The 24,101-nt window shown below is 37.8% G+C and carries 21 protein-coding genes; 8 read left to right on the forward strand and 13 right to left on the reverse strand.

Annotated features, from left to right (window positions below; all coding sequences use genetic code 11):
* Positions 1–26 precede the first annotated feature (26 nt).
* A complete protein-coding gene (locus ACYPXO_RS06810; protein WP_459639860.1) occupies positions 27–1,052 on the reverse strand; it encodes a threonine aldolase family protein in 1,026 nt (341 codons plus the stop codon).
* Between the two features lie 58 nt (positions 1,053–1,110).
* A complete protein-coding gene (gene spoIVA, locus ACYPXO_RS06815; protein WP_459639861.1) occupies positions 1,111–2,583 on the reverse strand; it encodes a stage IV sporulation protein A in 1,473 nt (490 codons plus the stop codon).
* Between the two features lie 127 nt (positions 2,584–2,710).
* Between spoIVA and ACYPXO_RS06820 the strand changes: the two genes are divergently transcribed.
* Complete coding sequence (locus ACYPXO_RS06820) at positions 2,711–3,637, forward strand: cation diffusion facilitator family transporter (RefSeq protein WP_459639862.1); 927 nt, start codon at positions 2,711–2,713, stop codon at positions 3,635–3,637.
* A 40-nt stretch (positions 3,638–3,677) separates the two neighbouring features.
* Here the strand turns inward: ACYPXO_RS06820 and ACYPXO_RS06825 are convergent, their stop codons facing one another.
* Genes ACYPXO_RS06825 through ACYPXO_RS06840 form a run of 4 tightly spaced genes read right to left on the reverse strand, consistent with a single transcriptional unit; the run spans position 3,678 to position 7,996 of the window.
* Positions 3,678–4,688, reverse strand: a complete 1,011-nt coding sequence (locus ACYPXO_RS06825; protein ID WP_459639863.1) for an NAD(P)H-dependent glycerol-3-phosphate dehydrogenase — start codon at positions 4,686–4,688, stop codon at positions 3,678–3,680.
* An 11-nt stretch (positions 4,689–4,699) separates the two neighbouring features.
* A complete protein-coding gene (gene plsY, locus ACYPXO_RS06830) occupies positions 4,700–5,338 on the reverse strand; it encodes a glycerol-3-phosphate 1-O-acyltransferase PlsY (RefSeq protein ID WP_459639864.1) in 639 nt (212 codons plus the stop codon).
* A 1-nt stretch (position 5,339) separates the two neighbouring features.
* The gene (gene der / locus ACYPXO_RS06835) at positions 5,340–6,668 is read right to left on the reverse strand and encodes a ribosome biogenesis GTPase Der (RefSeq protein ID WP_459639865.1); all 1,329 of its coding nucleotides are present in this window, start codon (positions 6,666–6,668) and stop codon (positions 5,340–5,342) included.
* 20 nt (positions 6,669–6,688) lie between these two features.
* Complete coding sequence (locus ACYPXO_RS06840) at positions 6,689–7,996, reverse strand: DUF512 domain-containing protein (protein ID WP_459639866.1); 1,308 nt, start codon at positions 7,994–7,996, stop codon at positions 6,689–6,691.
* Positions 7,997–8,150: 154 nt separating this feature from the next.
* On the opposite strand from ACYPXO_RS06840, the gene ACYPXO_RS06845 reads away from it, so the two are divergent.
* Complete coding sequence (locus tag ACYPXO_RS06845; RefSeq protein ID WP_459639867.1) at positions 8,151–9,317, forward strand: ribose-phosphate pyrophosphokinase; 1,167 nt, start codon at positions 8,151–8,153, stop codon at positions 9,315–9,317.
* A gap of 49 nt (positions 9,318–9,366) precedes the next feature.
* Here ACYPXO_RS06845 and ACYPXO_RS06850 read toward each other — a convergent pair whose 3' ends face one another.
* The 4 genes from ACYPXO_RS06850 to ACYPXO_RS06865 form a co-directional block, all read right to left on the reverse strand.
* Positions 9,367–10,788 (reverse strand): polysaccharide deacetylase family protein, encoded by a 1,422-nt coding sequence (locus ACYPXO_RS06850; RefSeq protein ID WP_459639868.1) that lies wholly within the window; start codon positions 10,786–10,788, stop codon positions 9,367–9,369.
* A gap of 279 nt (positions 10,789–11,067) precedes the next feature.
* Entirely contained in the window at positions 11,068–11,340 is a 273-nt protein-coding gene (gene yajC, locus ACYPXO_RS06855) for a preprotein translocase subunit YajC (RefSeq protein ID WP_459639869.1), read from the reverse strand.
* Between the two features lie 95 nt (positions 11,341–11,435).
* Positions 11,436–12,563 (reverse strand): tRNA guanosine(34) transglycosylase Tgt, encoded by a 1,128-nt coding sequence (tgt, locus tag ACYPXO_RS06860; RefSeq protein WP_459639870.1) that lies wholly within the window; start codon positions 12,561–12,563, stop codon positions 11,436–11,438.
* Between the two features lie 19 nt (positions 12,564–12,582).
* Positions 12,583–14,196, reverse strand: coding sequence for a L,D-transpeptidase family protein (locus ACYPXO_RS06865; RefSeq protein ID WP_459639871.1), 1,614 nt, complete (start codon positions 14,194–14,196; stop codon positions 12,583–12,585).
* Between the two features lie 199 nt (positions 14,197–14,395).
* Here ACYPXO_RS06865 and aroC point away from each other — a divergent pair, with 199 nt between their 5' ends.
* The 6 genes from aroC to ACYPXO_RS06895 all read left to right on the forward strand — a co-directional run bounded on the left by aroC (position 14,396) and on the right by ACYPXO_RS06895 (position 20,910).
* The gene (gene aroC, locus ACYPXO_RS06870; protein WP_459639872.1) at positions 14,396–15,496 is read left to right on the forward strand and encodes a chorismate synthase; all 1,101 of its coding nucleotides are present in this window, start codon (positions 14,396–14,398) and stop codon (positions 15,494–15,496) included.
* 162 nt (positions 15,497–15,658) lie between these two features.
* Positions 15,659–16,198, forward strand: a complete 540-nt coding sequence (locus ACYPXO_RS06875; RefSeq protein ID WP_459639873.1) for a helix-turn-helix domain-containing protein — start codon at positions 15,659–15,661, stop codon at positions 16,196–16,198.
* A 23-nt stretch (positions 16,199–16,221) separates the two neighbouring features.
* A complete protein-coding gene (locus tag ACYPXO_RS06880; protein WP_459639874.1) occupies positions 16,222–17,295 on the forward strand; it encodes an ABC transporter ATP-binding protein in 1,074 nt (357 codons plus the stop codon).
* Positions 17,285–18,103 (forward strand): ABC transporter permease, encoded by an 819-nt coding sequence (locus ACYPXO_RS06885; protein WP_459639875.1) that lies wholly within the window; start codon positions 17,285–17,287, stop codon positions 18,101–18,103. Before ACYPXO_RS06880 ends, ACYPXO_RS06885 begins: the two co-directional genes overlap by 11 nt.
* Entirely contained in the window at positions 18,103–20,007 is a 1,905-nt protein-coding gene (locus ACYPXO_RS06890; protein ID WP_459639876.1) for an extracellular solute-binding protein, read from the forward strand. Before ACYPXO_RS06885 ends, ACYPXO_RS06890 begins: the two co-directional genes overlap by 1 nt.
* 18 nt (positions 20,008–20,025) lie before the next feature.
* The gene (locus tag ACYPXO_RS06895) at positions 20,026–20,910 is read left to right on the forward strand and encodes an RluA family pseudouridine synthase (protein WP_459639877.1); all 885 of its coding nucleotides are present in this window, start codon (positions 20,026–20,028) and stop codon (positions 20,908–20,910) included.
* On the opposite strand, the gene ACYPXO_RS06900 is transcribed toward ACYPXO_RS06895, so the two are convergent.
* From ACYPXO_RS06900 to ACYPXO_RS06910, 3 genes are read right to left on the reverse strand one after another with little or no spacing between them, the layout of a single operon-like run.
* Complete coding sequence (locus tag ACYPXO_RS06900) at positions 20,907–22,574, reverse strand: uridine kinase family protein (RefSeq protein WP_459639878.1); 1,668 nt, start codon at positions 22,572–22,574, stop codon at positions 20,907–20,909. The genes ACYPXO_RS06895 and ACYPXO_RS06900 overlap by 4 nt on opposite strands.
* Before the next feature lie 42 nt (positions 22,575–22,616).
* Positions 22,617–23,393: a Nif3-like dinuclear metal center hexameric protein gene (locus ACYPXO_RS06905; protein WP_459639879.1), complete on the reverse strand. Its 777-nt coding sequence runs from the start codon at positions 23,391–23,393 to the stop codon at positions 22,617–22,619.
* A gap of 12 nt (positions 23,394–23,405) precedes the next feature.
* Entirely contained in the window at positions 23,406–24,095 is a 690-nt protein-coding gene (locus ACYPXO_RS06910; RefSeq protein ID WP_459639880.1) for a tRNA (adenine(22)-N(1))-methyltransferase, read from the reverse strand.
* Positions 24,096–24,101 lie beyond the last annotated feature (6 nt).

Below are 24,101 nucleotides of genomic sequence, written 5' to 3' on the forward strand. Positions count from 1 at the left end.
TGTCAATTGACACAATCTGTTTTACTTTACATATCACTGAGAAGTGCTTCTACATTCTCCTCTTTTGTCGCCCAACTTGTGCATAAACGGATAACGCTGTTCTTCTCATCATATCTCTCTTGATAAGTATATACATATTTTTCTTTTAATTTTTCTAATTTTTCATCGGGAACAATAACAAACTGTTGATTTGTAGTGCTGTCCAATAAAAACTTATATCCTCTTTCTGCAAGACCATTCTTCAGACGCATTGCCAGACGGATTGCATGGTTTGACATTGTAAAGTAAAGTCCATCTTTAAACAATTCTCTAAACTGTAATCCTAGCAGTCTTCCTTTTGCCAGCATTCCGCCTTTCTGTTTCATAATGTAGCGAAAATCTTCTTGTAAATCCACATTACATATAACAATCGCCTCTCCAAACAACGCCCCGACTTTTGTTCCTCCGATATAGAAAACATCACAGTTTTCTGCAATAATTTCCAAATCCAAATCATTATCTTCAGCAGATAAACCGTATCCGAGTCTGGCTCCGTCCAAATACAGATACATACCGCACTCGTCACAAACTGCACGCAAGTCTTCTAACTCTTTCTTCGTATATATCGTTCCCAGTTCAGTCGGATTGGAAATATAAACCAACTTAGGCTGTGTCATATGTTCAAAAGCAGAATCATTTTTATGGAGTGTATACACTTCTTTGACCTGTTCTGCAGAAATTTTCCCGTCATCACTTGGAACTGTCATTACTTTATGTCCACACGCTTCAATCGCACCCGTTTCATGTACATTGATATGTCCGCTCACGGCACAGAGCGCCGCCTGATGCGGTCTTAGAATAGAAGAAATCACTGTGAGGTTTGCCTGCGTTCCCCCTACCATAAAATGCACTTTCGCTTCCGGTGACTGACATAACCCCTTAATAATAAGTTCTGCTTCCCGACAATATGAGTCTTCTCCGTAACCTGCCGTCTGTTCCATGTTCGTTTCAATTAACGCCTCTAAAATACGTGGATGTGCTCCTTCGTTATAATCACAATTAAATGCTATCATTTGATGTCCCTCCTAACTTTCGACTATATTTTTATTATAGCACAAAAGCAGAAACATTTTAAATAATAATACACACAAGACCGCCATTGCTGTCATTTACAATTTTCTGCATAGTATCTTGTAATTTCACCTGACTTTCATCATTAATCATCATCATTTTATTATGCATTCCCTCTGTAACTAATTCTTCGATAGATTTCCCGAAAATATTTGTTTTCCACATTCCTTCTTCTGTTTCCTTTGCTTCTTTAATATATTTCACCAAATCTTCTGCCTGCTGCTCGCTTCCCACAATCGGTGCGATATCCGTTTCAATATTCGCTTTAATCAGATGTACAGACGGCGCTTCCGAATGTATTTTCACTCCGAATTTATTGCCCTGTTTAATGATTATCGGCTCTTCCAATTTAATTTCTTCCTTAGACGGAGAAACAACCCCATATCCTTTTAATCTTACCGACTCCATCGCATCTTTCACGCCTTCATACTCTTTTCGCAGCATGGAAAGTTCTTTCATTGTCCCAATCAAATCATATTCACTTGTAATATTTTCTCCCGTAACCTCACTAAGCACTTCATAATAAAATGCTTCCCCAATCTGAATGCGAACTTTTACACTCCCCGAATCCATTTTTACTTCCTCAATCCGCATTTCCTCTATGTAGTCGCTTTCCGTTTCTTTCCATTCTTTTTTCAAATCCTTCACTTGCGAAAAAGTATTCAGCATTTCCTTTACATGAAGAAGCAAATCTTGTTTGATTCTGTGGTTTATTGGGAGCATTTCAACCCATTTCGGTATATAGAACTGTACTTCGGCTATTGGAAATTCAAATAAAACACTCTGCATAATCTGATGAATATCTTCCTGCCTTAACTGTTCACAATTTACAGTCAGCGCCGTCACTCCATACTGTGATTCTATCTGTTCCTTTACCGTCTTTGCTTCATCTCCATAAGGTTTTTTAGAATTTACTAAAACAATAAACGGTTTTCCGATATTCTGTAATTCCCGAATCGTATTTTTTTCTGCTTCTATGTAATTCTCCCTTTTCAATTCCCCGATACTTCCATCTGTTGTAATTACAATTCCTATTGTAGAATGTTCGCGTATCACTTTCTGCGTACCGATTGTTGCTGCCTTTGTGAATGGAATTTCGTGTTCAAACCACGGTGTTTTTACCTGTCTTTCTTCCTCATTTTCAATATGCCCCACCGCTCCTTCTACCATGTATCCGACACAATCTATCAGACGGATATTTGCCGTAATCCCTTCCTCTAGTTCAATGGCTGCCGCTTCTTTCGGAATAAATTTAGGCTCTGTTGTCATAATTGTTTTCCCGGAAGCAGACTGTGGCAATTCATCTCTCGTCCGCATTCTCATATGTTCATCTTCCATGTGAGGCAGAACAAGTAAATCCATAAATCTTTTGATAAACGTAGATTTTCCGGTTCGCACAGGTCCTACCACTCCAATATAAATTTCTCCGTTTGTTCTCGCCTGTATGTCTTTGTATAAATGAAACGTATTCATAAAATACCCCCTTGTTATGCTGATAATAATGTATGTCAGGTTTTTCTTTTTTAGAAGTCACCGCATTGATTTTTTCCCATAAAAGTCGTACAATGAAAACAAAAAAGATAAGGCTGGTGTTACATATATGCATGCAACTCGAACAAAACAGAAAAAAGAGCGTTCCGCTCTGAACATCTCGCTAATTGCCGGACTTGTTTTCGCTCTTCTGGAAATTATCATCGCTCTATATACCCGCTCGCAAGCCGTTCTTCTTGACGGTTTTTATGATAGCGTGGAATCTGTCATGATTCTCATTTCCATTGGAATTGTTCCGTTACTCTATCGCTCTTCTAACGAAAAAAGACCTTTTGGCTATCTGCAAATCGAATCTTTCTTTGTGGTGATTAAAGGTTTTACAATGGTCGCAATCACTATTGGGCTTATTGCCACCAATATTGAAATCGTACTAAACGGAGGTCGACATATTTCTTTCAGTAACATTGCGTATTTTGAACTTTTTGCAGCATTGCTAAGTATATTGGTTATCTTCCTTCTAAAAAGGAAAAATGCCAAAACTCACTCACCTCTTGTAACAATGGAAATTCAAGAATGGATTATTGACGGTATTGCCTCATTAGGTATGGCTGCCGCCTTTTTTCTTCCACTTCTTATCAAAGTAAGTTGGTTTTCCCATATTGTTCCTTATTTGGATCAGATTATAGCCATTTTACTTTCACTATTTATGTTACCTACGCCAATCCGTGCCATTATTACGGGACTTAGAGATATTTTCTTAATTGCTCCTGAAGAAGAAACCGTTGCCGAAATCAAAAACATCGTTAATCCGATTTTAGATTCCTACGGATACGAGCAATTATATTATGACATTGTACGCACGGGACGGAAACTTTGGATTAGCGTTTACATCACGTTTGATAAAGATATGATTTCTATCTCACGTCTTCGCAATGTGCAGGGGCTGATTATTGATGCCCTTAAAAAAGAATATCAGGATTTTTATTTTGAACTGCTTCCTGATATTGAATATTTAGGAAATACAGAAGTACTTTAGGAGAGGACTATAAAAATCCTCTCCTTCTTCCATCTTCTTCCTATTCCCACGGTAATGTAGGAATTTCTATTCTTTTATCTCGCAACATCAACTCTTTTACCGCTTCCCCCGGATTTTTCCCTTCAAATAATACGGCATTTACCTGTTCAATAATCGGAATAGACACATTGTATTTTTCAGCAAGTTTCACTGCCGCTTTTGTGGAATAAACTCCTTCCACAACCATCTGCACTTCTTCCATTGCCTCTTCCATTGTTTTTCCCTGTCCGATTAAAACCCCCGCTTTTCGATTACGACTATGCACACTTGCACAGGTAACAATCAGGTCGCCAATTCCCGTAAGTCCGGTAAAACTTTCTAGTTTTCCGCCCATTGCAACTCCAAGCCTTGCAATCTCAGCAATTCCTCTTGTAATCAAAGCTGCCTTTGTATTATCTCCATAGCCAAGTCCATCTGCAATTCCCGCTGCTAATGCAATAACATTTTTCAGTGAACCTCCAATTTCTATTCCAAGCATATCGGGACTTGTATATACACGAAACACTTCATTCATAAATGCTTCCTGCAAATATTCCGCCGTCTTTTTCGTCTTCGCTCCTACAACACAGGTTGTCGGAAGTCCTCTTCCTACTTCCTCGGCGTGACTTGGTCCGGAAAGAACGGCCACATCTGCCTGTGGAATTTCCTCATGAATCTGCTGTGACAAAGTCATAAGCGTATCTTCCTCAATTCCTTTTGCCACGTCCACAATAATCTGATTTTCCGCCACAAACGGTTTCATACTGCGTGCCGTTGCTCTCGTAAACGGAGAGGGTACTGCAAGCACCATAAAATCTTTTCCTTGAATTGCCTCTTCCAATACATTCGTAAACTGCATATCCTGTGGAAGTTTTACCCCCGGAAGTTTACTTTTATGCTCTCTTTCCTTTGAAAGCATTTCCACCTCTTCTTTTGAAATTGACCAAACAGTCACCTGATGACCGTTTTTGTGAAGTAATAATGCTAATGCAGTTCCCCAACTTCCTGCTCCTAATACACCTACATTTGCCATATCCTATTCTCCTACTTCTTTCCAAACTTTAACTTGTTTTCAGTTCCATTACATAATCTTTTTATATTTTCACGATGTTTATATACTGCTAATATCACTAAAAACGCTGAAAGCACATACAATTCATACTGTTGTGACTGTGTAAGAGTTGTTCCGAAAATTTCTCCCTGCACAACCATTCCGATTCCAAAAATCACAACTAAAATGATAGAACCAAGTGAAACATATCTCGTCACGCCTACCACAACAATAAATGTAAGCATTGCCACAAGCGCTACTTTAGGATTTACTGCGAGAAGAAGTCCCGCTGTGGCTGCAATTCCCTTTCCTCCTTTAAATTTTAAATAGAAAGGAAAATTGTGTCCGAGAACTGCACCCATTCCGGCGTACATCGCCAGTAACTCAAACATTTCACTGTGATTTTTCCCGTAAATTATATACGCAATCCCCACGGCAAAAACACACTTTAAACTGTCACCCAAAAAGGTTATCACTCCTGCTTTCCAGCCGAGTGTACGAAGAGCATTTGTCGTTCCCGCATTTCCGCTTCCGTGATTTCTAATATCTATATGATGTAATCTACCATAAATATACCCTGTCTGAAATAATCCGCAAACATATCCGAGTATCAGACAAACTAAACGTTCCATATTATTTATCCTTATCCTTTCTCTCACGAATAAAGAATTTCAACGATGTACCCTTAAAACCAAATGCTTCTCTGATTTTATTCTCCAAATATCTTGTATATGAAAAGTGCATCAACTCTTTGTCATTTACAAAGATAACAAATGTTGGCGGTTTCACCGATACCTGAGTAATGTAGTATAATTTCAGACGTTTTCCTTTATCCGAAGGTGGCTGCTGCATAGCAACTGCCTCCATCATAATTTCATTTAATACACCTGTCGCAACACGGAGTGTCTGGTTTTCGATAACCATATCGATTTTTTCATATAATTTATTCAAACGCTGTCCCGTTTCAGCCGAAACATACATAATTTCTGCATACGGCATATAAGATAATACTTGGCGAACCTGCTTTTCGTACTCGTACATTGTCTTATCATGTTTCTCAATGGCATCCCATTTATTTACAACAATAATAATACCTTTTCCACGCTCATGAGCAATTCCCGCAATCTTGGCGTCCTGTTCAGTTACTCCTTCTGTCGCATCAATAACGATTAAAACAACGTCTGCTCTTTCCACCGCCGTAACTGTACGGATAATACTGTATCTTTCCAATTCTTCCTTAATCTTATTCTTTCGGCGAAGTCCTGCCGTATCAATAAATACATATTCTTTTCCATTATAAGTAATCGGTGTATCAATGGCATCTCTTGTCGTTCCGGCAATGTTCGATACAATTACACGGTTATCACCTTGTAATTTATTGATAATAGATGATTTACCTACATTTGGCTTACCTACAATAGCAATACGCGGTCTGTCGTCTTCCACTTCTTCCCCTGTTGTTTCCGGAAAATGTTTTACAACCTCATCAAGCATATCTCCAATTCCCAAACGTGAAGATGCCGAAATCGGCAACGGATCGCCAATTCCCAAATTATAAAATTCATACACATCTGTCATAAACTTTTGGAAACTGTCCACTTTATTTACAACTAAAACAATCGGCTTTCCTGAACGGCGAAGCATATCAGCAACTTTAGAATCAGAATCTACAAGCCCCTGCTTTACATCTGTGAGAAAAATAATCACATCTGCCGTATCAATGGCAATCTGTGCCTGTTCACGCATCTGTGATAAAATAATATCTTTACTGTCAGGCTCAATCCCTCCTGTATCAATTAATGTAAATTCTTTATCAAGCCAGTTGACTTCCGCATAAATGCGATCTCTTGTCACACCGGGTGTATCTTTTACAATTGAAATCATTTCTCCCGCCAACGCATTGAACAATGTGGATTTCCCCACATTCGGTCTTCCTACGATGGCTACTATCGGTTTACTCATACTTGTTCTCCTTCTATATCTTATTTTATAATTGCTTCCACAAAATCTTGTCCGCTTGATTTTACAATATCTATATCTACTTGTAAAGCCTCTTTCACATCCGTAAGTGTCACATCATCGAGCAGCACTTCTTCCCCATCTCTTAACATATTGCAAGGAAGCAACAAAGTATCTCCCAAAGGCTGACCTTTTAACTGATCGATTAAATCCTGTCCTGTAATCAATCCTGCAACTGTAATCTTCTCTCCAAAAAAATGATTGATAATCTTATATAAATGCACGGTAATATTCGGATATTTTGTCTGTAGTTTTTCAATCATTTTCTTTAAGTACGGATACGCAAGCACTCCTGTAGCCATAGAAATTTCTTTTTCTCTGTTATCTCCTGCAAGAGCATTAAATGTTTCCTCAAATTCGTTCTGCAAAAGACGCAACATCCCCACTCCGTTTTCCAACTGTAAATATCCGTCATATCTCTCCTCTTCAGGCACTTCCTCCTCCGCAAGAATATACCATTCATCGCCTGCATGAATAAAATGTGTTCCATGCTCTTCATAAATCTTCTTCTGCCATTTATGAATGGTTTTCAATACTTTCTTCGCATCATCTTTTTCAAAAGACTCCAGCGGATACAGTCCCTCTCGGTATTTTGTAAGTCCTACAGGCACAACCGATACACTCTGTAAATATGGAAGATATTTCGTCATATCCCGTATACTTCTCTCCAACTCTTCCCCATCATTCTCTCCTTTGCAGAGAACAATCTGCCCATTCATTGTAATTCCGCCTTCATATAAAATGTCGACTTTTTTCAGTGCATCTCCTGCAAAACGGTTATGCAACATTTTACACCGCAACTCCGGATTTGTCGTATGAAAAGAAATGTTAATAGGCTCTAAATGATATTTCACAATTCTTCTCACATCATCATCACTCATATTAGTCAACGTAATATAATTTCCCTGCAAAAATGACAATCGGGAATCATCGTCTTTAAAATAAAGTGTATCTCGCATTCCTTTCGGCATCTGGTCTATAAAACAAAACATACACTTATTTCTGCAGGAGCGATACTCATCCATAAGTCCCTGCTCAAAACTGATACCCAAATCTTCCTCGTAGTCTTTCTCTATCTCCAACTCCCATTCTTCGCCATCCGGTTTCTCTATTAGCACAATCAATTCTTCATCATTTACTAAAAAATGATAATCAAATACGTCCTCAATCTCGTTATCATTGATACTGATTAATTTATCTCCTGCTTCTATCCCCAATTCCCATGCAATGCTTCCTTCTTCCACACTGCGAATGATATGTTCTTTTTTCATGTTTTACTCCTGTCATCAAACAAATCTTCTTTATCCCCTATATCATACTAAATTTTTAAAGAAAATGCAATTTTTAACACTGTCTTGTTGAATCCATCGTTCTTTTTTGCTAAAATATTTTTGAAAAAAGAAACATATAGAAACGGAGGCCACTATGCCAAATTTAAAAGTATTAGAACAAAGTTTACCGATAGCACCTCTTAAAATCGCAGCGTTGGAAAGTTGCACGGACTTAGCAAAAAAGGTAAATGACTATATTGTACAGTTTCGTCATGCACCTGTTGTAGATTCTATCAATCCTGCATTATTTGCCAATCATCAGACAGACAACTATCTTGCAAGCCTTTCCTGCCCTCGCTTCGGTTCAGGGGAAGCAAAAGGTATGTTTCATGAATCTATCCGCGGATGTGATTTATTTGTTATGGTCGATGTATGTAACTATAGTTTAACTTACAGTGTAAACGGACACTTAAATCATATGTCACCGGATGACCATTATCAAGATTTGAAACGTATTATTTCCGCAGCAACGGGAAAAGCACACCGTATCAACGTTATTATGCCTTTCTTATACGAAAGCCGTCAGCACAAACGTACAAAACGGGAATCTTTAGACTGTGCTTTTGCATTGGAAGAATTAACAAATATGGGCGTTTCTAACATTCTTACTTTTGACGCTCATGACCCGCGTGTTCAGAACGCTATTCCACTTAAAGGATTTGACAACTTTACTCCACCATATCAGTTTATGAAAGCGCTTTTCCGCTCTGTTCCTGATTTACAGGTGGACAAAGACCACTTAATGATTATCAGCCCTGACGAAGGCGCAATGCACCGTGCAGTATACTTCTCTAATGTACTTGGAGTAGATATGGGTATGTTCTACAAAAGACGTGACTACTCTACTGTTGTCAACGGCAAAAACCCTATTGTTGCTCATGAGTTCCTCGGTGATGACATTCGCGGCAAAGACTTAATTATTATCGATGACATGATTTCTTCCGGAGAAAGTATGCTTGATGTAGCAAAACAATTAAAGGCTCGTGGAGCCGGTCGTGTATTTGTTTGTACAACATTCGGTTTGTTTACGGAAGGTTTTGCAAAATTTGATGAATACTATGAGAAAGGTTATATTGACCGCGTAATTACAACTAACCTTACTTACCTTCCAAAAGAAATCTACGAAAAACCTTATTTCGTAACTGCAGATATGAGTAAATTCCTTGCATTAATCATCGATTCTTTAAATCATGATCTAACAATCGGTTCTGTTTTAAATCCTACAGACAGAATCCATCAGTTACTCGCAAAACATAAATAGGTTTAAAAAATGGTGTAACCTGATTAAAAGGCTACACCATTTTTATATTCTATTTGCGGAAGTGTGAATAACTTGCGCCATTTTCCATTGCAATTCCTCTCGCTTCTGCCAACTCACTTACTGTCACTAACTGGTACCCCCTCTGAATCAGCATTGGAATTAACTGTACTGCCGCTTCAACAGATTGTTTATGAATGTCGTGCATAAGTACAATATCGCCGTCTTTCGCATTTTTCAATACGTTGTTAATCGTACTTTGTACATTTCTTGTTTTCCAATCAAGCGTATCAATGGACCACATAACAATCGGCTGTCCCACTGTCGCTTTTACCGTATCATTTTTCTTTCCATACGGAGGTCTTACTAATGTTGTCGGAAATCCTCCCGTTACTTTCGATACTGCATGGGCGGTTGTGGAAATTTCTTTACGAATTTCGCTCGGTGTAAGTGTTGTCAATGCCGTATGCGTTGTTGAATGATTTGCCAATTCACAACCTATCTCCTGCATTTTCTTTACGGCATTCGGATATTTTTCCACTTTCGGAGCGAGCATAAAGAATGTGGCTCTTGCCCCATTTGCCTTGAGTGCATCTAAAATCTTCTCTGTTTCCGGTCCCGGACCATCATCAAAGGTAAGAGCAATCATCGGTTTGTTTGGGTCTATCGAATTTTCTTCCGAAATTAACTTTCCATCTTTGGCAAATTCACATTTTTTCGTGCCGATTTGTTGTTTTCCCGTAACTGCTTTACCATCTTTATCAAAATAATACTTATCGTCTTTAATCTTCTGCCAGCCTACCGCCATGCTTCCGTCTTCTTTTAAGTAAATCTTTATACCGTCTTTTTTATGCCAACCTGTCTGCATAACACCGCTTTTATTAAAATAATAAATTTGTCCGTCCTTTTCCTGCCAGCCTGTCTGTTTCTTTCCGTCTGTTCCCATATAATAAGTTTTCCCTTTTGAAAAAACAAATTCATCAACTGCATATCGACCGTCATTTTTCTTAAATTTACCTTTTTCCCACTGCCCGTATTTATTCTTCACAGTAACTTTACCGTCTTTCAAATCAATTCTGACTTTCCCAAGCCAGTCCTTTGAAAGAGAATCCTCAATCTTCTCAGACAATTTTATTTTAATCGGAAACTCCCCATCTGTCTTTCCATCCACATTACATGAAATCTGATAATGATTTCCTTTGTTAAAACTGTCCAATAAATCTTGCACCGTATATCCGGTATCGGCATCCAAAACAAGTTTTAAATCTCCGTTTCCAATTGCTTTCGCCGTAATTTCAGGCACTTCCTCCTCCTGCATCATTTCCACCGATTCAGGTCCGAGTGTAATCACTGCCCGCTCACTTTCCTCTGCTGCTGTTGATGTCTTCAACACACCCATAACCACAAAACATAGTACTAAACATGTCACTACTTTCCATATATGGTTATCTCTTCTCAGTTTATCCCTTATCATTCGTATCTCCCCTATACTATTTCAATTTCGCTTTCTATTATAAACTATCCCCCATTCCTATGCAACAAAACAACATTTAAGTTTTCTTTAAAATTGTTAACTTTTTGTAACTATTCAGCCATGCAAAATTGTATACGGCGTTTAGCCCCAACTGAAAATTTCGTGACAACAGACACGGGGAACGCGTAGCAGAGTCGCCATTTTCTTCTCCTCCTGTCAAACGACAATAAAGGCGAAACTCTTATAAGTTTCGCCTTTATACCTGTTTCTCTTAATTTTCTAGTTTTCTGCACCTGGTTTTTCAACCTGACTAATTGCTGCTTTCTGCATTGGAATACGGCAATTTTTATTATTACCAAATTCTACAACAACATCGTCTTCCTGTACGTCAATAATCACTCCATAGAAACCGCTTGTTGTTAAAACAGTATCCCCTACCTCTAATTCCGCCAACATTAATTTAATTCTTTTCTGTTCTTTCTTCTGAGGACGCATAAGTAAAAACCAAAATCCTCCTAAGATTACTGCATAAACAATAATGATACTTAACATTATCTTTTCCTCCTAAATTTTTGCGATATTACCAATATACACAATAATATTCTTTTCATCAAGGCTTTTCCATAAATTTCATAAAAACTTTATATCTATTTACCTGACATACCGTCCAATTTTTGTTTCTTGTATTCTTTATATCTGCCTTGTTCAATCGCTTCTCTGATTTCTTCCATCATTGTATTATAGAAATAAAGATTATGAAGAACACACAGACGCATTCCCAACATTTCTTTCGCTTTTAAAAGGTGTCTGATATAGGCTCTGCTATATTTTCTACAGGCAGGGCATTGACAACCTTCCTCAATCGGTCTGTCATCCAATTCATATTTCGCATTAAATAAATTTAATTTTCCATGATTTGTATATACATGACCGTGTCTTCCGTTTCTGCTCGGATATACACAGTCAAAGAAGTCAACTCCTCTGTCAACCGCTTCCAAAATATTTGCAGGAGTTCCAACTCCCATTAAATAAGTCGGTTTGTTCTCCGGTAAATGCGGAACTGTCACATCAAGAATTCGATACATATCTTCATGTGATTCCCCTACTGCCAGACCTCCTAATGCATACCCGTCCAAATCCAGTTCAGAAATACGCTTTGCGTGTTCAATTCGGATATCCTCATAAATTGCTCCCTGATTAATCCCGAACAGTAACTGCTGTTTATTAATGGTATCCGGCAACTGATTCAAACGATTCATTTCTGCTTTGCAACGTTCAAGCCATCTGGTCGTTCTTGCCACTGAATCTTCAATATATTGTCTGCTTGCGACACTGGAAGGACACTCATCAAATGCCATTGCTATTGTAGACGCTAGATTTGACTGAATTTGCATACTTTCTTCCGGACCCATGAAAATTTTCTTTCCATCAATATGAGATTGGAAGTAGACCCCTTCCTCTTTAATTTTTCTTAAACCAGACAAAGAAAATACTTGAAATCCGCCTGAGTCTGTTAAAATCGGCTTGTCCCACACCATAAATTTGTGAAGTCCACCCAGTTTTTTTACAACTTCATCTCCCGGACGTACATGGAGATGATATGTGTTTGATAATTCTACTTGTGTTTTTATTCCCTGCAAATCTTCCGTAGATACCGCACCTTTAATGGCTGCTGCCGTCCCTACATTCATAAATACAGGTGTTTCTATCGTACCATGTACTGTTTCCAGTCTTCCTCTTTTAGCAAGACCATCTTTCTTAATAATTTTATACATATATTTTTATCCTTTTCTCTTAATAATGACAGATAACCGGAGTTCCTGCTTTTAAATATCCGAATAACTGCTGTGCCTTATCATAAGGCATATTAATGCAACCATGTGAACCATGCGTTAAATATCTGTTTCCGCCAAATGAACTCTGCCATGTGGCATCGTGAAAACCTATTCCACCATTGAACGGCATCCAAAAGTCTACCGGTGTTTCATACTCTCTTTTACCATTTGGTAAAATCTTTCCTTTCAACACCGCTCCTTTTTGCGTATAAGTAACTGTATATGTCCCCTGTGGAGTTGCATTTCCGGCGCTTGGTTTTCCCGTTACAATTGGACTTTCAAGCACCTTTTTTCCATCTTGGAAGAACCACATATTCTGTGTCGTCAAGTCTACTTCTGCATATGTGTTGCCAAAATCATTTCCCTGATGCGATACCGCTCTTCTCTTATATTCCGGCTCACGTTTTACGGATTTTCCTGCCAAAATATCTTCTGTCAGTTTTTTATACTCTGCATCCTGATTAATTTTCCAACCATATATCCCATTTTTCACTTCCACTGTCTTACCTGTTGCCGTAACAAACGAACGTGGTTTTCCTGATGTATCATATTTGCCTGCCAGTTTCTTAATATACGCTCTCACATCTTTTTCTTTGAAACTCACCTGCATATTTTCATTCACGGACAACCATTGTGAAATATTTGCTCTATCTACTTTTTCCGTAAATGGATTGAAATTATAAGTGATTTCGGCATCCAGACATTTGTTCATTGCATCTTTTGCCGAAACAACTTCTTTCGACTCCGAAACGTATTTCGGCTCATAATATGCTTTACTTTTCTTCATATCCAATTCTTCATTTAAACTATCCAAATGCGCTTCAATTACTTTTGTGAGATTTTCCACATTCACTTCATTTCCAAAAATCTCTTTTTGAATCGTGAACTCATCTCCGTTAAATACCGGCATCGCTGAAACGGATTTTATCGGATTCGCATTTTTCACACACTCTAACTGACTGATTTCTGCACTCAGTTTCTGCTTATCATATGTAATACCTATCTCAATTTCCCTAACATCTTTTTTGAAAAGAGATTTTGGCCATAAAAACGGATTTTGAGATTTTAAAACTTTCTGTAATTCTTTTTCCGGTTTATATTTCAGCGCTATTTCTTTCCCCGAAATTTTTTCCGTCTGCCCGTCACTTCTCTTTAGTGTCAGTTCATAATCATTAATCTGCTTTTCAATAAACTTTTCTACATATGCTATATCTTTTCCACCAAATTTATTTCCGTTTATCATTGTTGAAAAATAAAGATGGCTATTAAAATAGAAAGCAAATCCTAAATACACAGCAAGCAAAACACCTACTACAGATGCAGTAATCATCATCCATTTCTTTCCTGCTTTTGATTTTTCTTCTTTTTTCTTTGGATGATAATTTGGGTTTTTCTCATCGTCATCATATAGAAAAACTAATTCTCCCTCATCCTTTTTCTGTTTCTTTTCTTTTTCCTTGCCAAAACCGGATAAATCTTCTGTTTCCAAAGCCTCCAATCCCGCAAGCAGTTCCTTCTGTCTTGTATCTTTTTGAGATGATACATTTTTCTTATCTTTTCTCATATCACTCATTGAATACTTCTCCCTTTTTATCTTTCTTAAGCAAATCAATAGTCAAAGCTAATATTTTTAAAGTATTGCTTTGACTACTTTTCCCATTATAATACGTTACCCCCTAAATGTATATAGAAAACTTCAAAAATTAATAATTGCGTGATATTTGAGCGTATCTTATAATAGTTATGTAATAATTATACAAAGGAGGTACACTATGGCCGGCTCAACATATGGAAATATTTTCAAAATAACTACATGGGGAGAATCGCATGGCAAAGCAATCGGCGTTGTAGTTGACGGCTGTCCTGCCGGACTTTCTCTTACCGAAGAAGATATTCAGCAATTTTTAGACCGACGTAAACCGGGACAAAGCAAATATACAACGAAACGAAATGAAAGTGATACTGTAGAAATTTTATCCGGTGTTTTCAAAGGTAAAACAACAGGAACACCTATTTCTCTTCTTGTCCGCAATGAAGACCACCACTCAAAAGACTACGGAAACATCGCTTCCTGCTATCGTCCGGGGCATGCCGACTATACTTTTGATGCTAAATATGGCTTTCGCGACTACAGGGGAGGTGGACGTTCCTCGGGCAGAGAAACAATAGGGCGTGTTGCCGGCGGCGCTATCGCTTTAAAATTATTAAAGAAATTAGAAATCACTGTTTCCGCTTATACAAAGTCTATCGGACCTTATGAAATTCCTTCCTCTGAATATGATTTTTCAGCAATAAGCGAAAATACTCTCTGTATGCCTAACCTTGCATACGCAGAAAAAGCAGCAGAATTTTTAAATCAGTGTATGTCCGACTGTGATTCTGCCGGTGGCATAATTGAATGTCAGGTGAAAAATCTTCCTGCTGGAATAGGAGAACCTGTTTTTCATAAATTGGACGCCTGTCTTGCACAGGCAATGTTTTCCATAGGTGCAGTAAAAGGATTTGAAATAGGCGATGGGTTCGCTGTCACTTCATCATACGGCAGTGAAAATAACGATAATTTTTACATGAAAAATGAAAAAATATGCAAAAAAACAAACCATGCCGGCGGTGTTTTAGGTGGTATAAGTGATGGAAGCAATCTAATTTTCCGCACTGCCTTCAAACCAACGCCATCCATTGCAAAACCACAGAACACAGTTACATCAACAGGAGAAAATACTGTTCTTTCCATTCACGGACGGCATGACCCTATCATCATTCCTCGCGCAGTTGTCGTAGTGGAGTCCATGACGGCATTAACTTTGATTGACTTACTTCTTATGAATATGTCTTCCCGTCTGGAAAATGTGATTCACTTTTACAACAATTAAAAATACTCTTTAAAAAGTGCTTCGATAAAATCTTCTAATCGAAGTACTTTTTTATTGATTTTTTTACATTTTTCTGTATAATAGAATATGCGTGCTTTGTTAAGAAATACTAAACTTTTTGTTTAGTTAAAGCCAACTATCAACCAAACGGAAAGGAGATTTATGCAAATTGGTCAGAAATTAAAAGAATTACGAATAGCAAAGAATTTAACACAGGAAGAACTTGCCGACCGTGCAGAACTTTCAAAGGGATTTATTTCCCAATTGGAAAGGGATTTAACTTCCCCCTCTATCTCTACTTTAGTCGATATTCTTCAATGTCTTGGAACCAGTTTAAAAGACTTCTTTCAGGAAGAATCTGATGAACAGATTGTGTTTGGTAATGAGGACTATTTTGAAAAAGTAGATACAGAATTAGAAAATACAGTTGAGTGGATTATCCCCAACGCACAAAAAAATATGATGGAACCAATTCGGCTCACACTAAAACCCGGCGGTTCTACCTATCCCGACCTTCCTCATGAAGGTGAGGAATTTGGATATGTACTTCAAGGAAGTATACAAATTCATATCGGGAAAAAAGTTTATCACGCAAAAAAAGGGGAATCTTTCTATTTCACTCCCCACTCAGAACATTATATTAAGGCAAACCGCTCAACCGGTGCAAAACTTATTTGGGTAAGCACACCACCAAATTTTTAATCATCACTACTAAGGAGGCTGTCATGGCAAAAAAATTAATTGATATGATAAATATTTCAAAATCCTATGGGGATAATCTGGTTTTAGATGACTTAAACTTATATATAAATGAAAATAGATTCCTAACTCTATTAGGTCCAAGCGGCTGTGGAAAGACAACACTGCTTCGTATTCTCGGTGGATTTGAAACCACAAACGAAGGCAAGATTATTTTCGAGGGCAATGATATTACGAACCTCGCTCCGAATAAACGTCAGTTAAATACCGTTTTCCAGAAGTACGCCCTCTTTTCACATATGAGCATTGCTGATAACATTGCGTTCGGTCTGAAAATCAAAGGAAAATCAAAAGCATATATTAACGATAAAATCAAGTACGCTTTAAAACTCGTAAATCTGGACGGGTATGAAAATCGTACGCCTGACTCATTGAGCGGCGGCCAGCAGCAGCGTATTGCTATCGCCCGTGCCATCGTAAATGAACCAAAAGTTCTTCTTCTTGATGAACCTCTCGGCGCTTTAGACTTAAAACTTCGTCAGGATATGCAGTACGAATTAATTCGTTTAAAAAATGAATTAGGAATTACTTTCGTCTACGTTACACACGATCAGGAAGAAGCCCTTACTATGTCGGATACCATCGTTGTCATGAATCAAGGCTATATCCAGCAGATAGGTACTCCAGAAGATATTTACAACGAACCGGAAAATGCTTTCGTTGCCGACTTTATCGGCGACAGTAACATTCTTCCCGCTATTATGGTTGAAGATAAACTTGTAAAAATTCTCGGTGTAAATTTTCCTTGTGTAGATACAGGATTTGGCAAAAACAAGCCTGTCGACGCAGTAATACGTCCCGAAGATATTGATCTTGTAAAACCGGAAGACGGCATTATGCAAGGTATTGTCACTCACTTAATTTTCAAAGGCGTTCATTATGAAATGGAAGTAATGGCAAATAACTATAAATGGCTCGTACACAGTACCGATATGTTTGCTGTTGGAACTGAAGTCGGCATCAAAGTAGATCCGTTTGACATTCAGATTATGAAAAAGCCTGAATCTGAAGACGAGGAGGCGGTTATTGTTGAAGAATAAGAAAAAACTATTGGCAGGGCCGTACCTCTTTTGGTCTGCTTCCTTTATCATTATTCCGCTTTTTATGATTTTATACTATGGATTGACAAACAATAAAAACGAATTTACATTGTCAAACATTGCAAAAATCACAACACCCGAAAACTTAAAAGCGCTTGGACTAGCTCTTTTGCTTTCCTTAATCAGTACGCTTATCTGTCTTGTTCTTGCATACCCTCTGGCAATGATACTCGCCTCAAAAAGTATGAATCAGACAAGTTTTGTCGTGCTAATTTTTATTCTGCCAATGTGGATGAATTTCTTGCTTCGTACACTTGCATGGCAGACACTTTTGGAAAAAAACGGTGTTATTAACAGCGTACTGTCCTTTTTCCATTTACCCACACAATCCATTATCAATACGCCGTCCGCCATTATTCTCGGTATGGTATATAACTTCCTTCCGTTTATGGTACTGCCGATTTATAATGTAATTGTGAAAATTGATAAAGATGTTATCTCCGCCGCAAGAGATTTGGGTGCGAATAATATTCAGACTTTTACAAAAATCATTTTGCCACTGACCACACCCGGAATTATAAGTGGAATTACTATGGTGTTTGTTCCCGCTCTTACAACTTTTGTAATTTCCGATTTACTCGGTGGAAGTAAAATTCTTCTTATCGGAAATGTTATCGAGCAGGAATTCAAACAAAGCAGTAACTGGAATGTAGGTTCAGGACTCTCACTTGTTTTAATGATTTTCATTATTGCAAGTATGGCATTGATTGCAAAATACGATAAAGAGGGAGAGGGGACAGCATTTTAATGAAAAAAGCATTACAAAATATTTATTTATCACTCATCATTTTTTTACTATATGCTCCGATTGTTACACTTGCCGTACTTTCTTTTAACAATTCAAAGACACGTGCAAAATGGGGCGGATTTACAGGAAAATGGTATGTTTCCCTTTTCCAAAATGAGCAGATTATGAGTGCTCTCTATACAACTTTAATTATTGCACTTTTATCCGCTTTTATTGCAACAATTATCGGTACTGCTGCCGCTCTCGGTATTCAAAGTATGAAACGCAAACCGAGAACAATTATGATGGGAATTACAAACATCCCTATGTTAAATGCAGATATTGTTACCGGAATTTCTTTGATGCTTCTCTTTATTGCAATGGGAACAGCATTGAAATTTGCAGGCATCCAGTTCTCACTCGGGTTTGCAACAGTTTTAATCGCGCATATCACTTTTAATATACCGTATGTGATTCTAAGTGTTATGCCGAAATTAAAGCAAACTAAGCGAAGTACTTATGAAGCCGCTTTAGATTTAGGTGCATCACCGATTTATGCTTTCTTTAAAGTTGTATTTCCTGATATTTTACCCGGAGTATTTTCAGGATTTTTGTTAGCTTTTACAATGTCATTAGATGATTTCGTAATTACACACTTTACAAAAGGACCCGGAGTAGACACACTTTCCACAAAAATTTACAGTGAAGTCCGTAAAGGAATTAAGCCGGAAATGTATGCCCTCTCCACTCTTCTTTTTGTATCTGTATTAATTTTGTTGATTTTAATTAATATTTCTCCGGCAGAAAAAAAAGGAGATGTAAAAGCAAAAGAAGAAAAAAAATCTACCCGTATTACACATTTTATTCTTCGCCGTATTGTTCCTGTTGTTATGGCGACAGTCGTTATCATAGGTGGAATTTTCTATAGTTCAAAAGAAGATTTAAGCGGAGATAATCAGGTAATCGTTTATAACTGGGGAGAATACCTTGACCCTGAAGTAATTACCATGTTTGAAGAAGAAACAGGAATTAATGTCGTCTACGAAGAATTTGAAACAAATGAAATCATGTATCCAAAAGTCCAGTCGGGTGCTATCGCCTATGATGTTGTCTGCCCTTCTGATTATATGATTCAGCGTATGATTGAAAACGACCTTCTTGCCGAATTAAATTTTGACAATATTCCAAATATCAAAAATATCGGTTCACAATATATGGAGCAGTCAAAGCAGTTTGATACGGAAAATAAATATTCTGTTCCATATTGCTGGGGAACTGTAGGGATCCTTTATAATAAAAAAATGGTGGAGGAACCAATCGATAGTTGGTCTGTATTATGGGATGCCAAATATAAGGATAATATCTTAATGCAGGATAGCGTCCGTGACGCTTTTGCCGTTGCTTTAAAATATCTCGGTCACTCACTGAACTCTACCGATTTAGACGAATTACAGGAGGCAAAAGAATTACTTATCAAACAAAAACCTCTCGTGCAGGCATATGTTATCGACCAAGTTCGAGATAAAATGATTGGAAATGAAGCGGCAATCGGTGTTATTTATTCCGGTGAAGCGATTTACACACAACTTGAAAATCCTGACTTAGAGTATGTGATTCCAAAAGAAGGGTCAAATGTATGGATTGACTCGTGGGTAATTCCAAAAAATGCAAAGCATAAAGAGAACGGCGAAAAGTTTATTAATTTCTTATGTCGTCCTGACATCGCAAAAATGAACTTTGATTATATCACCTATTCCACTCCAAACACAGAAAGTAGAAAACTGATTGAAGAACCTGCAATCCGAAACAGTACTATCGCTTTTCCTGATGCAAAAGAGTTGGAACGTTGTGAAACTTTTAAATTCTTAGGAGATAAAAACGATGCCATTTACAATGAATTATGGCGAGAAATTAAATCACACTAATTCTGATGAGAGGTATTTATGAAACGTATTTTTACTTATACAATATCGGAGGAATTTGAAAACAGCACTCTGCTTTCTTTTTTGAAAGCGGAGTGCTATTCTTCTCCGGTTATCACACATTTAAAGCGAACTGAAAACGGAATATTGTTAAATGGGTGCTGGGCAAGAGTGCGGGATATTCTGCATAAAAATGATATTCTCACAATAACTTTACTGGAAACAGATTCCTCTGATAATATCGTTCCCGTTCCACTTCCTCTTAATATTATTTATGAAGATGAAGACTTAATGGTTATTAACAAACCTGCTGATATGCCCATTCATCCTTCTCAAAACAATTATGAGAACACTCTGGCAAATGCCGTGGCATACTATTTCAGCCAACAGGGCATTCCTTTCGTCTACCGATGCATCAACCGGTTAGACAGAGATACTACAGGATTGCTCATTTTAGCAAAGCATATGTACAGTGCATCACTCTTGTCCGATATGGTAAAAAATCGATTTATTCATCGTGAATATATCGCCATCGCTGACGGAAATGTAAATGACGAAGGTATTATAGACGCCCCTATTGCCCGCGTTAAAGACTCCACAATAGAAAGAGAAGTAAATTTTACGGACGGTGATTTTGCTCGGACACATTACAAATGTCTAAAAAGGAAAAATGGATACTCCCTTGTTTCCTTAAAATTAGAAACAGGGCGTACCCATCAAATCCGTGTTCATATGAAATATATCGGTCATGCTCTTTTAGGGGATTTCTTATATAATCCCGACTATACTTTTATGAAACGACAGGCTCTTCACTCCTACCGCCTGACTTTCACACATCCTATTACAAAAGAGAAACTTACATTTACCGCTCCTCTTCCTCCTGATATGAAAAGGCTGTTTATCTAAACGCGAAAACATCCACCGCCGATAAACTCTCTTAAAAGGGAGTTTTTCGGTACATTTTCCGCATTGATTCCAACAAAGTAATCTAAAAATTTTAATAAACGTTTCGCCTCCATATATTCGGCGCAGTCTTTTTCAATCCCAAATAAAATCGGTTCTGCATACTGTTTTAACACTGCCAATTCATATATTAGAGCAGAATTAAACATCGCATCTGCCTCCTCCTGAAATGGAAAAATATTTTTTTCTTCTCCCCTTCTCACTGAATGCCACATGGCTATGGTATTCTTCGCCGATGTTCCTCTTGTTCTCGCATCTCTTACCATACGTCTTAAAAGTCTGCCGTCCGTAGTCGGTATACGGTTATGCTCATCAATATTCAACTGCGTTAATGCACTGATATAAATTTTAAATTTATTTTCTGATGCAAGTTTATAAGTGAGCGCATCATTTAGACAGTGTATTCCTTCAATAACAAGTATATCCTGTTTACCCATTTTTGTAAGAGGTGTGTTATATTCTCTTTTCCCCGTCTTAAAATTAAATGTAGGTATCTGTACTGCTTTTCCCTCAAGCAGTTCTGTCAATTGGCGATTAAATAATTCTCTGTCAATCGCCTCAATACATTCAAAATCATACTCACCGTTTTCATCTTTCGGTGTAAACTCGCGGTTTACAAAATAGTTATCCACTGCAATCGGGTGCGGTTTTAATCCCATTGCCTGTAACTGAATAGACAAACGATGTGAAAATGTTGTTTTTCCCGATGAGGACGGTCCCGCAATAAGAACAAATTTAACACTCTTTCTCTGTGCTATCTGCATTGCCAATTCCGCAACTTTTCTTTCCTGATAAGCCTCCTGCACAAGTATAACTTCCTGCATTCCCTGTTTCGTAATCTGCTCATTCAAATCCGCAACCGTTTCAATATGCATCATATCTCCCCACTGGGTCGACTCTTTTAAAATCTGAAACAGTTTTTTCTGCGGTTCAAAAGAAGGAACTACTTTAGGTTCTTCCTTTACGGGCATCTGCAATACGAAACCATCATCGTATTGGTATAGGGCAAAATATTTCAGATAAGACGCATCCGGAACCATGTAACCATAATAATAATCTGCCGTCCCTTCCATTTCATATATATTTACCGCTGAAACTCTCCGATACCGAAATAACCTTTCCTTATCATACATCCCCTGCTCTTTAAAAAGAGATATGGCATCATCAATATGAATCGTTTTCTTGATAATTGGTGCTTTTTCCTTCACCATTTCTGTCATGCGTTTTTTTGTCTGACTAAGAAATATATCATTTATTTCAACTTCTCCATCTAGCGTGCAATAATATCCCTTTCCGACTGAATATTGTACCCGTATCTTCTTTACTTTCTCTTGCCCTACTATATCTTCAATGGCTTTTACAAGCAAAAGACACATACTTCTTCTATACGTTTCATTTCCTACCTTTGTATCGGTTGTAATAAATTCCAACTTACAATCTTGTCTGCATTCTTTTAATAGTTCTTGAAGTTTCCCGTCAACAAGTACGAGAACAATGTCATTCTCGTACTGCCCTTGGTATTCCTCCGCTATCTTTTTATATGTTGTTCCTTCCTCATAAAGTTTTATCTCATTTCCTATCTGTATTTTGTACATTTCTCTGCCCATAATACTACCTCTTTTCCATATGATTTAGAAACTGTCTTTGTTTTAATATATCTGAAACGGAAATACAATCCCTGCTTTCTTCACTTCAAGTTCCGGAAACATTTCTCTAAGCGTTTCCGACACATCATTTATAAAAATATGCTCCAGTCCGTAATGTCCGGCATCAATAATCGCAAGATTTCTCTCAACTGCGTCTAGCCCTTCATGATGTCCTATATCTCCGGTAATAAGTACATCCGCTCCCTTGTCTATGGCAACGGAAATCACACTTTTCCCAGACCCTGCACAGATTGCAATCTTTCTGATAACCTTCTCATCCTTGCCAAATACCTGCACGGCATCTAACTGAAACTTCTCTTTAACTAATTCAGCACACTGCTTCAAAGTCATCTCCTGCTCACAATTACCTAATTTACCGATACCTAGTTCTTCCTGCACCAAAGTTCTGTCCAAAACTTCCTGTCCCTGTAATCCCAAAATATCCGCCGATAAATCTGCCATACGCATCACATCATAATTTGTATGCATTGCAAAGTAAGAAATATCATTCTGCAATAGTTTTACTACACGGCGTCCAACAAAGTCCTTATCCGTAATTGTACGAAGCGACGAAAAAATCATCGGATGATGTGTAACAATCATATCCGCCTTTTCCTCTATCGCCTTGTCTAGCACTTCCTCTGTCAAATCAAGGGCAACATATATATTTTTCACTTCCTTTTGCTCCCTGCCGACAAGAAGACCTACATTATCCCACTCAAGTGCTGCATTTTTAGGATATACCTCTTCCAGTTTCTTTATAATCTCCTTACAAAGCATACGTTATTCCTCCTAAAAAATACACAAAGTTTTGTGTAACCTTTGTATTTCTTCCTCAATTTCTTCTATCCTCTTTGCCACCTGACCACCCTCTGTACGCTGTAGTCTTTCAAGAATTTCTTCTTTTATGCGAATTTCTTTTTCTAAAAACATCTTTAATACAGGATTCTTTTGTTCAAGCAACCGTTTACCATAGCATAACTCTTCCTCTGCATATTCTTCCCTATCGCCCTCTGTCACCCGCATCATCGGATAAAACTTACCTTCATCAATAACTATATTTTCTTCAACAATAGAATATCCCTCTTCATTTAGATATTGTCTTACTTTGCTGATTTCTGACTGCGGCTGCAAAATCCACTCTTTTATCTCTTTTTTGTGCGAAGAACCTTCTTCCATAATTTTCATCACAAGACCTCCGCCCATTCCGGCAATAACAACACTTTCTGCTTCACCTGAACATAGTTGTCTAAGTCCGTCAGATAGTCTTGTCTTTATTTTGCCTTCCAGTCTATGAACAGCAATATTTTCTTTCGCTTTCTCAAGAGGACCTTTATTTACATCCATCGCGATTGCGGATGGGTTTTTACCATGCTCCACGAGATAGATAGGTATATAAGCATGGTCTGTACCGACATCCGCAACCCTAAGTCCTTCTGTCACCATATCCGCAACTGCCTGCAATCTCACTGATAATTCCATGATAAC

The sequence above is a fragment of the Faecalimonas canis genome, from assembly GCF_054601575.1.

Excerpts from the sequence above, each read along its gene's own strand:
- ACYPXO_RS06880 (WP_459639874.1), top strand. The coding sequence starts at position 16,222 with ATGGCAAAAAAATTAATTGATATGATAAATATTTCAAAATCCTATGGG.
- ACYPXO_RS06890 (WP_459639876.1), top strand. The coding sequence starts at position 18,103 with ATGAAAAAAGCATTACAAAATATTTATTTATCACTCATCATTTTTTTA.
- tgt (WP_459639870.1), bottom strand. The coding sequence starts at position 12,563 with ATGTATAAAATTATTAAGAAAGATGGTCTTGCTAAAAGAGGAAGACTG.
- aroC (WP_459639872.1), top strand. The coding sequence starts at position 14,396 with ATGGCCGGCTCAACATATGGAAATATTTTCAAAATAACTACATGGGGA.
- ACYPXO_RS06910 (WP_459639880.1), bottom strand. The coding sequence starts at position 24,095 with ATGGAATTATCAGTGAGATTGCAGGCAGTTGCGGATATGGTGACAGAA.
- ACYPXO_RS06895 (WP_459639877.1), top strand. The coding sequence starts at position 20,026 with ATGAAACGTATTTTTACTTATACAATATCGGAGGAATTTGAAAACAGC.
- ACYPXO_RS06810 (WP_459639860.1), bottom strand. The coding sequence starts at position 1,052 with ATGATAGCATTTAATTGTGATTATAACGAAGGAGCACATCCACGTATT.
- spoIVA (WP_459639861.1), bottom strand. The coding sequence starts at position 2,583 with ATGAATACGTTTCATTTATACAAAGACATACAGGCGAGAACAAACGGA.
- ACYPXO_RS06905 (WP_459639879.1), bottom strand. The coding sequence starts at position 23,393 with ATGCTTTGTAAGGAGATTATAAAGAAACTGGAAGAGGTATATCCTAAA.
- ACYPXO_RS06900 (WP_459639878.1), bottom strand. The coding sequence starts at position 22,574 with ATGGGCAGAGAAATGTACAAAATACAGATAGGAAATGAGATAAAACTT.
- ACYPXO_RS06875 (WP_459639873.1), top strand. The coding sequence starts at position 15,659 with ATGCAAATTGGTCAGAAATTAAAAGAATTACGAATAGCAAAGAATTTA.
- ACYPXO_RS06840 (WP_459639866.1), bottom strand. The coding sequence starts at position 7,996 with ATGAAAAAAGAACATATCATTCGCAGTGTGGAAGAAGGAAGCATTGCA.
- ACYPXO_RS06820 (WP_459639862.1), top strand. The coding sequence starts at position 2,711 with ATGCATGCAACTCGAACAAAACAGAAAAAAGAGCGTTCCGCTCTGAAC.
- der (WP_459639865.1), bottom strand. The coding sequence starts at position 6,668 with ATGAGTAAACCGATAGTAGCCATCGTAGGAAGACCGAATGTGGGGAAA.
- ACYPXO_RS06845 (WP_459639867.1), top strand. The coding sequence starts at position 8,151 with ATGCCAAATTTAAAAGTATTAGAACAAAGTTTACCGATAGCACCTCTT.
- ACYPXO_RS06850 (WP_459639868.1), bottom strand. The coding sequence starts at position 10,788 with ATGATAAGGGATAAACTGAGAAGAGATAACCATATATGGAAAGTAGTG.
- plsY (WP_459639864.1), bottom strand. The coding sequence starts at position 5,338 with ATGGAACGTTTAGTTTGTCTGATACTCGGATATGTTTGCGGATTATTT.
- ACYPXO_RS06865 (WP_459639871.1), bottom strand. The coding sequence starts at position 14,196 with ATGAGTGATATGAGAAAAGATAAGAAAAATGTATCATCTCAAAAAGAT.
- yajC (WP_459639869.1), bottom strand. The coding sequence starts at position 11,340 with ATGTTAAGTATCATTATTGTTTATGCAGTAATCTTAGGAGGATTTTGG.
- ACYPXO_RS06825 (WP_459639863.1), bottom strand. The coding sequence starts at position 4,688 with ATGGCAAATGTAGGTGTATTAGGAGCAGGAAGTTGGGGAACTGCATTA.